Genomic DNA, 11,722 nt, shown 5'->3' with positions numbered 1-11,722 from the left:
CTTTGTGGACAACCTCTTAATTTTCGAAATCCTAAGCCAAATTTGTTGATAACCCTGTTTTTAATTGTTTTAACCAATTTTAACCTGAATAGTTACAGTTTTTCTATAATTTATGATTTCTATAATTTTGGTATTCCATTCAACTTCGCGATCATGGTCTTTCACATATTGATAAAGCAGTGACTCATTCTTGCTTCGTTCATACATCATCAGGTAGGGAAATTCGGTTGAATTTTCATCACTATTGATGAGGCGGACCTCCGCATGAGCCTGGCCTTTCCGGTACAACTTTGCTCCGAAAGCTTTTTGCCCCTGGCTGACCACGTTGTCGCTCAGGCCAAGCTGCTCATAGATTTCCATGCTCCTGGCTTGAACTACCAGTGCACGGGATTCCAATGTCGGACCATTTTTTGCGTCTATAATAATATGGTCTATACCAAAACGTGTCAGTTGGGCCGACAGCATTAATCCAGTGGGTCCGGCGCCCGCAATCAGTATTCTGCATTTTTTGATTTTATTTGCCATCATAGCGTTTTTTAAAATACATTAATTGCTAAGCGATTTCTATGCCTTGATTTTTACTATGACCAACGAAGTTAAGTTAGTGTGTTATAAGGTTATTAAATTTTTAAAAGTAATTGCTTAACAAATGTGAATTGTTTCTCAGATGATCATTCCGACTTTTGCAAGCCGCGAACGGGAAACTCCGGCAGGTGATCCACGCAGGTTATCAATGGTTACACAATCCGTCATGAAATATAAAAACGCTTTTTTTACTCCTGAACTCTGGCATTCTTTTTTGGCGTTATTGCGCTACATCCCGAAATACTTTGTGGCCAAGCGGGTAAGCGGTGAAGCCTTTTTTTCGGCTAAAACCTACCGAAGATTTGAAGGAAGACTAATAAGACTTAACCCATCATCTCATTCAAATTGGGGTAAGATGGATGCTGCACAAATGCTACATCATCTTAATCTGTCAATGGGGAGCGGCCAGGGCTACTATTTTTTGCCGGATGAAAGTAATTTCCTCTCCAGGAGCCTGATCAAGTGGATCGTTATAGACCTTTACTCAGAACAGCCGAAAGGGTTAGAGCTACCTATCGGTATGGCGGTCAGCCATGAGAATTATTGCAACTTCGATTTTGAGAAAACAAGATTTTTAGAGATTCTGGATAAAGCGGTCTCTTCAACGGCATCTAAACAATGGCAGCCGCATTGTTACTTTGGAATACTTTCAGCAAGCGAGTGGGGTAAATTATGTCTTATTCATATTGACTACCACTTGAAACAGTTCAACTGTTAGGCGAATAAATAATTTTTTTTTCATCATTTTTTTTGGCCTGAAAATTTCTCTGGTAACAGCAATAGTTACCACTTTAAGCAACTTATAAATATGTATTTCAGTCGCTGCTAATAAGGAAAGTCCGATGTTCTTAAACACGTAATAAAAACATGTTCATAATTTATGATAGTGAATAAAATTCCTTTCAGAATCCTGTTCAATGGGTCGCTATCGATCTTTATTCGGATTGGATTTTTGATGTGCAGGTTTCTTAAAATGGCAGTTCATTCACTGGGATGTAGTAGCGGATTTTGCGAAATTCTATGTCAGGCGATTTTCAAAGGAATGAAAATTGCAACCCTTTACAATCTAAGATAAAAATAACTTTTAGCAAGCGAAAATAACCGCATAAAAATTGGAGCCAAAAAAATTGCTCCTGACTGCGGCTGCCGTATTTGGAAAAAGCGCGCAGCAATCTCTTTATTGCATTACTGAAAATGCAGGCTCAATTAATCACACCTGTTGACAGTTAATAAATGTGATTAGTGGACGACCTTACCTTACAAGGTCATCAATCCTCGTTAATAAATGCACTTAGCATCCAGATGGTTTTTTCTTTAAACTGCATAAAGCGATTTACCATATCATTGGTTCCATCATCGCCTGCGTTGGCTGTAATTTCTAAAATAGCGCGCTCCATTTTAATTAAAACGTGCATATCGTTTAGTAACGCTTTCACCATATGGGTATCCTTAAGACCAATGGTATTCATTTCTTTAATAGTCGACTCGCTTATATAATCAGCAAAGGTGCTATATGGCGACTTGCCGAGGGTTAGTATACGCTCGGCTAATTCGTCTATAGTGGTTAAGGCAACGGTGTACAGTTCCTCGAATTTTAAGTGCAGCGTAAAAAAACTATGGCCTTTTACGTTCCAATGGCAGCCGCGCAGTTTTTGGTAGTGTATGTGGTAGTTTGCAAGTAAATCGTTTAAATGATCTACAACCGGTTTTACTTTTGCCTCTGCCAGGTTAATTTCTTTTGAATCCATGGTGATGTGATGGTTGATATTTAATAATCAAATTTGGGTTTTGGATAAGCTCTTTTGGTTTTCGCACAGCAATAAACAGGCCTGTTCAATAATTTCGATACCTATATCAATAGGTACCACAGGTTGTTTTTTAAGGTCGAACAGTTTTGCGCCCATGGTATCGGTGGTCACGCCTTTTGAATCGACTACTACTTGAACAATTTGTTGGTCATGCTGACTCCAATTGATCAATAATAATTCTTAGCCAATCTAATTTTCCCGGTAGAAGATTTGGTTAGCGATTGAAGGGTTTACGAAATCTCGTAACCTTCACCGCCCGGAATACGAAATTTCGTTACACGTCATTCTTCTCATATAGTATTTCGCTTAAACATGATCATTTCATCAAACGGTATAGATTATGCAGCACTCACTGAAAAGTACATGGATAAAAAATTCATTTATTGAAACTTGAGAATAATTGTGAAACAGCAGACTTATCAAAACCAAAAGCTTCCATGACATCCGCGCTAAAACGAAAAATAGTAGTTTGCGGAGCTACCGGTAACCAGGGCGGTGCGGTTGCGAGATATCTGCTCAGAGAGGAATGCTGGGAAGTAGTTGCGCTTACACGTGATCCCGATTCCCGTGCTGCGAAACAATTAGCAACTATGGGTGCCCGAATCTTCAAAGCCGATACCAACAGCCAGGTTTCGTTAATTGAGCCATTCACAGGTGCCTATGGGGTGTTTGGAGTTACACAGCCATGGTCGGCCACAAAAAAAAATTATGATATCACAAGTGAAATAATCCAGGCCAAAAATATTCTTTGGACATGCCAGCAGTGTGGGGTTTATCACCTCGTATTTAGTTCTTTTATTCGAACGGGAAATGAGCTGACAGGCGTCAATTTTATAGATAGTAAAGTTGAAATCGAGCGGCTGATCAGGCTTCGTGGCATTTCTTTTACAATCCTTCGCTGTGCATTATTTATGGAAAATATTAAAATCCAGCCTAATAAAAGAAAAATCGAAGGAAATTATAGTGGGGAGACGCTCGTGCCTTACATTGCCCTGGCAGACATCGCCAGGGGTGCTGGAATTATCTTCAAAAATCCAGGCACTTATAAGAAAATGACTATCGATCTCATAGCGGATTTTTTAACTGGGAATAAAATAGCGGAAATATTAAGCTTGGTATACCATGGAAGGAATTTTAAGTATTATGCTGTTAAATCTTGGAAGCTTTGGATATTAAAACCGGATGTATACCAGCTTCGCCGCTTCCTGGAAAAGCAAAATAAGCAAAGTTTCCATAAGATGTTCGTGAAAACACAAAATTTCTTTATTGGTTCTAGGTTTAACCCTTTAAAAGTAGGCGAATTTTTGACTAAAAAATTAAAGCTGTCAGACAGGATAAAAGATCTATAATTATAATTTAGTTCATTATTTACGTTCTCCCAGAATTGTAGCTAAAAATAAATTAGGCAAAAGATGTTATATACATTTTGAAGTATCGTGTCTAAAGAATGTACGCAATGCGTAAGATCGTCAGAATATTTTTAAAAAAATTCAGATGAATTAATTTTCTGATCAGCGAGTGCCTACCTACATTTAGGCAGAGAAACACTTATACATTCTTATAGAAAAAATTTATTTTTAGAAGCCGGATTTACATCAACTATTCTAAAAAACTAGTCTTAATCTGCGCTCTGAATTCCTCATCCCCAACTTCCAAGCGTTTTGCGTAAAGAATTTTGGCGTCTTTGCCTGCAATATAACGCAACTGTTTTTTACCGTCGGTTGCTGCTTCAAAAACAACTCCTGCAATTTGTTCGGCCGTTGAATAATTTTCGGCACGCGCAGGGTCACCAAATGCTTTCATTACTTTTCCTATAGACCCCGCATAGGCTTCATGTTGCGCAAATTGAAGCGAGCGCCCTGCAAAATCAGTTTTTATACCTCCCGGGGAAACCGTCTTTATTCCGATACCAAACTCCTCAAGTTCAAAAGCCATACTCTCACTCCAACCTTCAAGAGCCCATTTAGTTGCATGATATACAGAATTAAAGGGAAAAGCTGCTAAGCCCCCGATTGAGGTGGTAGTTATGAAAAGTCCTTTACCTTGTTTTCTAAAAAATGGAATAAAAGCTTTAGTCACCCTTATCACACCTAGCAGATTTGTATTTATTTCGTTGATAACCTGTTCATCGGAAGTACCTTCAAGAGGCCCAACCAACCCGTAACCTGCATTATTGAAAACTACATCTAGTTTTGCTTTAAGAATTACCTGTTCAGCAGCCTTCTGGATTTCATTTACATTGGTGACATCCAATTTAATCAGCTCGATATTGCTGTATCGTAACAGATCTTTTTCCTCTTCAGGCTTACGCATCGCAGCAATAACATCCCAACCATTTTCAGAAAATAAAATTGCGGTTGCTTTCCCAAGCCCTGAAGATGCGCCGGTAATTAAAATAGTTTTTGACATGATATTTAAATTTCAGGTATTCTTAGAATTGAACAAAACTTGACTTCTTATGTTTTATTTCTAGTTTACGATTTGTTGTAGAAACCTTATAAATAGATGATATTAAAATGTATTAACAGCAAAAGGGAAAAATAATCCGAAACATGCCTGACTAGCGATTTAAGTACTTGTCAGCATGCCCTTAGCATCAACTTTACAAAACATGATTTTTGGAAAAATGGTACCATTTTCATTCTTATTATAGATATTAACTTCATTATAATTACAATCTAACTATTTGTTTTAACCGGAAATTAATCAATTTATACATATGGATTAATTATTTAGCTAATAGCCAAATTTTATCTGCATAATTTCGTATCGAATACAAAAAGCATTAAATTAATTAATGTATATCATATAAATTATAAATAATAATATATGGTTGATGTTTGAGAGGTTTGTACTGGGTTACAAATCAAACTCAATCCATTAAATGAAAGCAAAAAAAGAACATTCAGAAGTAAGTGTCCATTTAAATAAAAAATTAGTATTTGATCGTGTATATCCTTTCGTAAATAACTGTGTTTGGCTATTATTTTTTTGCAACCTCTGCTTTTTGGCTCTGAACCATGATCAAACACATTGGGATAATTTGGGCATAATCCGGATCAATAGATTTACGATACTGATTTGGACAATAGTAACCTTTTTCGCCGCGATAGTTCTAACCTACAGCAGGAGGTATCTGAATGGATTTACTTACCGGGCAGGTTTCGTCTATCTTACCTTGGGTTTTACAATATCAGTGATGCTATTCGTCGCCAGTGAGCATGTCCTGTTACTGCTTTTTTCATGGTTTGCAATGGGTTTTTTTATGGCAAGGCTCATCGGTTCAGATAAGGACTGGGGAGAGGCAAAAGAAGCGTCGAAATTCGCACAAAAATATTTCCTGTTGTCGGGTGTGTGTTTAAGCATTGGCGTACTACTACTGGCTTTTAAATCAAGCAATTTTATGATTAGCGGAATTATCGCTGCATTGCTAAACCTGTCGAAACCAATACTAACTAATTCAGCGCTTTTTATTATTACGGCAGCCATCATTCAGTCTGCCATATATCCTTTCCACCGCTGGTTGCTTTCAGCCATGACGGCCCCAACCCCCGCATCCGCACTCATGCATGCCGGCTTCGTTAATGGTTCCGGCATTCTGCTAACCTTATTTTCTACCCTATTATTTACGACCGGAACGCTGCCGCTGTTATTTATCATTGGAGGTGTTACTGCCATAGCTGCCCAGTTTACGAAACTGCTCCAAACGAGTATTAAGCATAAATTAGCTTGTTCGACTATCGCCCAGATGGGCTTTATGATCATGCAATGCGGTTTAGGTTTTTTTAACGCGGCAGTAGCGCACTTGATCCTGCACGGGTTTTACAAGGCTTACCTGTTTCTTTCTTCCGGGGAAAATATTGAAGCCTCTGTGCCAATCGATCCGCTACCGATCCGGATAAGGCCATTACAGGCCATAGCTGTGTTTGTATTTGGCCTATTGGGCGCCTGTTTATTCGCTACACTAACCGGCAAGGGTAACGCTATGGATAGTGGTGTTTTTCTAACAGTTACAGTTGCAATTACCGTTGGGCAGGTAACCTACAATATCGTAAAACAACATTCCTTGTCTATTTGGCAAAAGCTATTATGGCCTCCCATTATGTTTTTTACAGGGATAGGCTGCTACGCACTCATCTATAATGTTGTTACCAAATTGATGGGTGATATGCCAGGTATAGACGCACCCTTACCGCTGTCTATGATACATATCCTAATAGGAATTTTATTCATCGCCAGCTTCTTTATCATGAAACTCGGCGTCTACCGTAAGGTACCCTGGATCTATGTCAAACTGTTAAATAGCTCACAGCCCTATAAAAAAACGATTTTAATGTTTAAGAACGAATCTATATGACGAAAAACGATTTTAGCAACAGTATTCAGGAAGCATCTTCAGTTGTTGGGAAAACCTGGCCTCTCTATAGTTTTGTCACCTCCAACCCCTTATCCGGATACGAAGGAACACCTTTTAAACAAGCAATACAAGAAGCCAAAAAATATACTGAAGCTGGTACTCTACCTTCAGGCAGTATGTTTCACCAGGCATGGGAGCATGGTGAAATAGATAGGGATATAATCCGGGATATGCTCGAAGAAGCCCATCTTTATCAACTACCGGAAACCTATCTGGGTGAATTGGAATCGGAAGTTTATGGTCTGTCAAAAAATAAAAGTCATGAGCTTGACAGGCTTTTATCGAAATGGCTCAGTGTTTTTATGGACGAAGGGCTGGCAGAATGGGAAATGCCGGGCAAATCAAAAGGTTTTTTTTCTGCCTGGCGTGAGTTAGCAATCTATGACCGGGAGCTTGCCATAAAATCGATCAACGAAATTCCAGTTACTGCTGACGAAGCGTTAGCATCGGTATTGGCAAGTTACACTCCTCAAGAGTATCTGGATATTTTTAAAAATCATATTGCCGCATTACCCGGCTGGACAGGATACATTAAATATCGCATGACAGCAAATTCTGAATGGCAGCAAAAATATCCCATTACTTTAGAAGACTATCTTGCTGTCCGCTTATGGATAGCGAGACAGATCGATGTGAAAATTGTAGCTGACAACGCTGTAGATGAGCCATCCAAATTTGCTGAACTACAATATATTTGGCTAAAGGCCTGGGAAAAGAGCTGGCAAAATAAATTAGCTGGAAGGCTTTATAAAAACTTGCCAAATGTTGAGATCGCACCGGGCAATAAAAACTCCGCTTTAGCACAGCTGGTATTTTGTATTGATACCAGATCAGAATTGATCAGACGGCACGTTGAGGCGAAAGGCGATTATGAAACCTTTGGCTATGCAGGATTTTTTGGGATCGCAACGGACTATCAAGACCCGGTATCGGGCCTCGTTAGAAAATCATGCCCCCCAATCCTGGAGTCTGCCTATATAATTTCTGAGACAGCTGATACGGGTAAAACAAAAGAATTTGCCCGATACAAAAAGCAAAAAGAGGATGCGAAACTTTTGAACTCTCTGTTAAATCGTTTAAAGAATATGCTTCCTTCCGCTTTTGGATATGTTGAAGGGGCGGGACTTTTTTACGGTTGCAAGTTATTATGGAGAACCCTTTTCCCTGCTCATTCTACCGGCAATCCGTTTAATAGTATAGACGGCCATGAGGGTAGCTGCGCTCCCGAAATTCACCATTGTGGACAGGACGATGCAAATGTGGAAACGATCTCAACGGATGAAAAAATATCAATTGTACGATCCGCGTTCCAGATGCTGGGATGGAAAACATTCGCTCCAGTAGTCATCCTTGCAGGGCATGGAAGCCATTCAGCCAACAATCCATTTGGTTCAAGTCTTGACTGTGGTGCATGTGCGGCAAGCCCGGGGCGCCATAACGCCAGAATGTTAGCTAAATTAGCTAATCAGCCGGAAGTACGGGTTATATTAAAAGAGAAATTTGATATTGATATCCCCGATAATACCTTCTTTATTGGCGCAGAACATGATACAGCCACGGAAGAGATCGTCCTTTTCGACGCTGAGGTTCCTGAATCTCATCACCGTCTTATTAGGTCGTTAAAATCGGATCTCATAGCAATCCAACAGTCTGCAATCGCTGAAAGATCAGGATCTAAAGAAGGTGCCTTACAAGAGGCGTATAAAAAAGTTGGAAGCTGGGCAGAGACCAGGCCCGAATGGGGATTGGCCGGTAATGCCAGTTTTATTATTGCCCCACGGAATCTCACAAAGGATATTGACCTGGAAAACAGATGTTTTCTGCATTCGTATGAATGGGAAATGGACGAGCAGGGAAACTTCCTCGAATCCATCATGCAGGGGCCAATGGTGGTTACCCAATGGATCAATAACCATTATTATTTTTCTACAGTCGACAATAACAAGTTTGGGGGTGGATCAAAAATAACACATAATGTTACGGGTAAGTTCGGTGTGGTTCAAGGAAACGGGGGCGATTTAAAGATAGGTCTTCCCCTCCAATCAGTAAATATATCTGATCAAGAAATTTTTCACCAGCCCCTTAGATTATCGGTAATTATCCAGGCTCCATTATTTCGGGTAGAGGAAATTCTGAATAAAAACAAGCAGCTAAAGTCGCTGATCGAGAACGAGTGGATATATTTAATGGTCATCGACCCATTAACGTCTAATCAAATAAATCGCTACCAAAACAATGGTGAATGGACTTTTATAGCTTTTGAAAAATCAGATCAGATTATTGCCGTTTAGTCTTATTAGGATTAGTAAATGGCAGTTGAACTATTTAAATACCGCACCCTCGTGATTGCTACTATGCACGGCAAGGAAAAGGTAATTGCGCCATTATTGGAGCAGACTTTAGGTGTGAAAATTATTATTCCGGGATATTTCGATACCGATCAATACGGAACGTTTAGCGGGGAAATTGAGCGGGAGGCTGACCCGGTTGAAGCAGCGCGAATCAAAGCTAATGCGGCGTGTCAGGCCTATCATTGTGACCTTGCCATTGCCAGCGAAGGATCTTTCGGCGCGCATCCTTCGCTTTTTTTTGTTCCGGCAGACGATGAGATCGTGGTTTTCCTTGACATTAAGAATGGCATCGAAGTAAAAGCCCGTGAGGTGAGCACTAAAACAAACTTTGCCGGAGGCCTATGCAAAAATTGGGCAGACGCTAAAGCGTTTGCCCAAGCGGTTCATTTTCCGTCGCATGCGCTTATTCTGCGCAAAGAAAAACAGGACATAGCTCATCTTTTAAAAGGCATTCATACTTGGGCTGAACTGGAAGACAGGTGTTCGGACTATTTAAAATTGTTCGGGCATGTGTTTTTGGAAACAGATATGCGTGCCATGAATAATCCAACACGGATGGAGGTGATCGAAATCGTAACAAGAAAGCTGGTCGAAAAGATTCTTTATCAATGCCCTAAATGTGACTTACCTGGTTTTGATGTTGTCGAAGTGGTGCGAGGTCTGCCGTGTAATCTTTGCAGATATCCAACAAATAGCACCTTGTATTATATTTACAGGTGCTCCAAATGCAATTTCGAAGAAAAAAAAACGTATCCGCACGGGATCAAATTGGAAGACCCACAGTATTGTAACTACTGTAATCCCTAAAATACATTAGACGAGATATCAGGTTATTACGAGTAGGAAGTTCACTTAATTTATTCTTTATTAAATTCTTCCACCCATCCGAAATTATCATGCAGGATCTCTATTTTGTTTTTCCTGATGTATTCCAAGAACGCCCATGCAGTTGGCGAAAGTTTTTTGTTTTTTAACCAAATCAGACGCCATGTGGATCTTGCGGGTAATCCTTCTACAGGTATGATCTGTAGGCTATCGTTAACTAACTCTCCATGAATCCCGATCAGCGGCATGATCGAATACCCTAATCCGGCTATGACAGCTTGTTTAACGGCTTCGTTGGAGGTCAATTCCATTTTCTTTTTAACAGTTATCTTGCTTTTTTCAAGGAAGTTTTCCATGACTGAGCGGGTGCCGGAACCAGCCTCTCGGTAGATCATTGGAAGGCTATCGAATATTGATCTTTTGTACGGTTTGGAAGAGAATTTTTCCTCCTTATTTCCGACTAAATAAAGATGATTTTCGAGCAATATCTCCTGTTCCACCTGAAGTTTATCCGGCAATAAAGAGACTAGTGCAAAATCTATCTCATTGTTTTCGAGGCTGGAGATAACCATAGCTTTATTGGTTACATCCATAGTAAGATCTACGGCTGGGTTATGTTTGATAAAGCCGGTCAGGAAGTACGGCATAATATATTTTCCTGTAGAAACAATGGCCAATTTCAAACGCCCTGAAAGGATGCCTTTATAAGTCTGTGTCTTATAGTTAATCGCTTCAACTTCCTGGATAATTCTTTCGGCCATTCCCGCAATTTCCTTCCCGAAATCGGTCACATAAAGTTGTTTTCCGAGAACCTCCGTAAGCGCGATATCAAATTGATCCTGAAAATTTTTTAACTGTATAGATACCGCCGGCTGGGTTAAATATAATTCATTAGCTGCCTTTGTAATGCTTTTGGTCTCGACGATCTTTAAAAAAACCTGTAATTGATGTAAAGTGTAATTCATTAGTACAATTTATACATATTGCCGGATATATAAGTATTAATAACATGTCTAGTTAAATTTTATTGATAAATGCTCTTGCAGGCATTAATGATTTCTATTGTTTATGTTAGACGAGGGACCAGGCTAATCATAAAGATTCTTTATAAAAATACTTATACATAGCATAAAAATTATAAATAATAACTTATGGATAACGCTGAGTAAATTTGTATAGCACATTAGATATCAAACTCAACATTAACCGATATGCAAACAATCAATTCTTTTCCTTTAATTACCGGCACTTTTAAAATTGCAGATGCAAAATCTATTATCAATACGCTGTATAATGAGAAGATTTTGTATCACAACCGACAACTTATGCAGATTCTTGAATGCAATGAAGGGGATGTTGCTGAAGTAGAACAAAAAATTGCTGAATTAGAAGCCACCCGAAATGCCATCGCAAAATTTCTTTTAATCGGTAAGAACGATACGCTGGTACAAGTAAAAAGTGAAATCCAGATCAATTTTTACTCGCCCGAGAGCAAATAATTCTTATGCCGGGAAAAGCGCCCCTTCTTTCCTCTCTGCATTAAGCCTTCTAACGGTAAAGCCATGCAGAGAAGCGAATAGATGAACAGGGTAAGCGGCCAAGCAACAGGGATAGCACTATTTAATTTGTCTGCCAGAAGATTTAGCGGGCTTATTATAATAGCTGTAAATATCTGTTGAGGGTTCGCCTATGAATAGCACCGGAAATAAAAACACTTATCGAATTAATAATTATTG

General features: G+C 39.4%; 11 protein-coding genes. 6 read left to right on the top strand and 5 right to left on the bottom strand.

The window, feature by feature from the left end; translation table 11 throughout:
• Positions 1 to 69: 69 nt before the first annotated feature.
• Positions 70 to 528: an FAD-dependent oxidoreductase gene (locus ACFSYC_RS12700; protein WP_377128071.1), complete on the bottom strand. Its 459-nt coding sequence runs from the start codon at positions 526 to 528 to the stop codon at positions 70 to 72.
• Between the two features lie 223 nt (positions 529 to 751).
• Between ACFSYC_RS12700 and ACFSYC_RS12695 the strand changes: the two genes are divergently transcribed.
• Positions 752 to 1,303 (top strand): DUF1569 domain-containing protein, encoded by a 552-nt coding sequence (locus tag ACFSYC_RS12695; protein WP_377128068.1) that lies wholly within the window; start codon positions 752 to 754, stop codon positions 1,301 to 1,303.
• A gap of 550 nt (positions 1,304 to 1,853) precedes the next feature.
• On the opposite strand, the gene ACFSYC_RS12690 is transcribed toward ACFSYC_RS12695, so the two are convergent.
• Together ACFSYC_RS12690 and ACFSYC_RS12685 are read right to left on the bottom strand one after the other, a co-directional pair.
• Positions 1,854 to 2,333, bottom strand: coding sequence for a Dps family protein (locus ACFSYC_RS12690; RefSeq protein WP_377128065.1), 480 nt, complete (start codon positions 2,331 to 2,333; stop codon positions 1,854 to 1,856).
• 27 nt (positions 2,334 to 2,360) lie between these two features.
• Positions 2,361 to 2,564, bottom strand: coding sequence for a hypothetical protein (locus tag ACFSYC_RS12685; protein WP_377128062.1), 204 nt, complete (start codon positions 2,562 to 2,564; stop codon positions 2,361 to 2,363).
• Positions 2,565 to 2,776: 212 nt separating this feature from the next.
• Between ACFSYC_RS12685 and ACFSYC_RS12680 the strand changes: the two genes are divergently transcribed.
• A complete protein-coding gene (locus tag ACFSYC_RS12680; RefSeq protein ID WP_377128060.1) occupies positions 2,777 to 3,742 on the top strand; it encodes an NmrA/HSCARG family protein in 966 nt (321 codons plus the stop codon).
• Positions 3,743 to 3,992: 250 nt separating this feature from the next.
• On the opposite strand, the gene ACFSYC_RS12675 is transcribed toward ACFSYC_RS12680, so the two are convergent.
• Positions 3,993 to 4,802 carry an SDR family oxidoreductase gene (locus tag ACFSYC_RS12675; RefSeq protein WP_377128057.1) on the bottom strand — a complete coding sequence of 270 codons (810 nt, stop codon included), beginning with the start codon at positions 4,800 to 4,802 and terminating at the stop codon, positions 3,993 to 3,995.
• Positions 4,803 to 5,277: 475 nt separating this feature from the next.
• Here ACFSYC_RS12675 and ACFSYC_RS12670 point away from each other — a divergent pair, with 475 nt between their 5' ends.
• From ACFSYC_RS12670 to ACFSYC_RS12660, 3 genes are read left to right on the top strand one after another with little or no spacing between them, the layout of a single operon-like run.
• A complete protein-coding gene (locus tag ACFSYC_RS12670) occupies positions 5,278 to 6,750 on the top strand; it encodes a proton-conducting transporter transmembrane domain-containing protein (RefSeq protein WP_377128055.1) in 1,473 nt (490 codons plus the stop codon).
• Complete coding sequence (locus ACFSYC_RS12665) at positions 6,747 to 9,101, top strand: DUF2309 domain-containing protein (RefSeq protein WP_377128052.1); 2,355 nt, start codon at positions 6,747 to 6,749, stop codon at positions 9,099 to 9,101. The genes ACFSYC_RS12670 and ACFSYC_RS12665 overlap by 4 nt, the downstream gene beginning before the upstream one ends.
• An 18-nt stretch (positions 9,102 to 9,119) precedes the next feature.
• Complete coding sequence (locus ACFSYC_RS12660) at positions 9,120 to 9,968, top strand: DUF6671 family protein (protein WP_377128049.1); 849 nt, start codon at positions 9,120 to 9,122, stop codon at positions 9,966 to 9,968.
• 50 nt (positions 9,969 to 10,018) lie between these two features.
• On the opposite strand, the gene ACFSYC_RS12655 is transcribed toward ACFSYC_RS12660, so the two are convergent.
• Positions 10,019 to 10,951, bottom strand: coding sequence for a LysR family transcriptional regulator (locus ACFSYC_RS12655; protein ID WP_377128046.1), 933 nt, complete (start codon positions 10,949 to 10,951; stop codon positions 10,019 to 10,021).
• 246 nt (positions 10,952 to 11,197) lie between these two features.
• Here ACFSYC_RS12655 and ACFSYC_RS12650 point away from each other — a divergent pair, with 246 nt between their 5' ends.
• Positions 11,198 to 11,485: a hypothetical protein gene (locus ACFSYC_RS12650; protein WP_377128043.1), complete on the top strand. Its 288-nt coding sequence runs from the start codon at positions 11,198 to 11,200 to the stop codon at positions 11,483 to 11,485.
• Positions 11,486 to 11,722 lie beyond the last annotated feature (237 nt).

The organism is Mucilaginibacter antarcticus, assembly GCF_042686155.1.
In the GTDB taxonomy this organism is placed as follows: Bacteria; Bacteroidota; Bacteroidia; order Sphingobacteriales; family Sphingobacteriaceae; genus Mucilaginibacter; species Mucilaginibacter antarcticus.
This window is presented reverse-complemented; position numbering and strand designations above follow the sequence as displayed.

Excerpts from the sequence above, each read along its gene's own strand:
- ACFSYC_RS12700 (WP_377128071.1), bottom strand. The coding sequence starts at position 528 with ATGATGGCAAATAAAATCAAAAAATGCAGAATACTGATTGCGGGCGCC.
- ACFSYC_RS12660 (WP_377128049.1), top strand. The coding sequence starts at position 9,120 with ATGGCAGTTGAACTATTTAAATACCGCACCCTCGTGATTGCTACTATG.
- ACFSYC_RS12650 (WP_377128043.1), top strand. The coding sequence starts at position 11,198 with ATGCAAACAATCAATTCTTTTCCTTTAATTACCGGCACTTTTAAAATT.
- ACFSYC_RS12690 (WP_377128065.1), bottom strand. The coding sequence starts at position 2,333 with ATGGATTCAAAAGAAATTAACCTGGCAGAGGCAAAAGTAAAACCGGTT.
- ACFSYC_RS12665 (WP_377128052.1), top strand. The coding sequence starts at position 6,747 with ATGACGAAAAACGATTTTAGCAACAGTATTCAGGAAGCATCTTCAGTT.
- ACFSYC_RS12675 (WP_377128057.1), bottom strand. The coding sequence starts at position 4,802 with ATGTCAAAAACTATTTTAATTACCGGCGCATCTTCAGGGCTTGGGAAA.
- ACFSYC_RS12695 (WP_377128068.1), top strand. The coding sequence starts at position 752 with ATGAAATATAAAAACGCTTTTTTTACTCCTGAACTCTGGCATTCTTTT.
- ACFSYC_RS12655 (WP_377128046.1), bottom strand. The coding sequence starts at position 10,951 with ATGAATTACACTTTACATCAATTACAGGTTTTTTTAAAGATCGTCGAG.
- ACFSYC_RS12670 (WP_377128055.1), top strand. The coding sequence starts at position 5,278 with ATGAAAGCAAAAAAAGAACATTCAGAAGTAAGTGTCCATTTAAATAAA.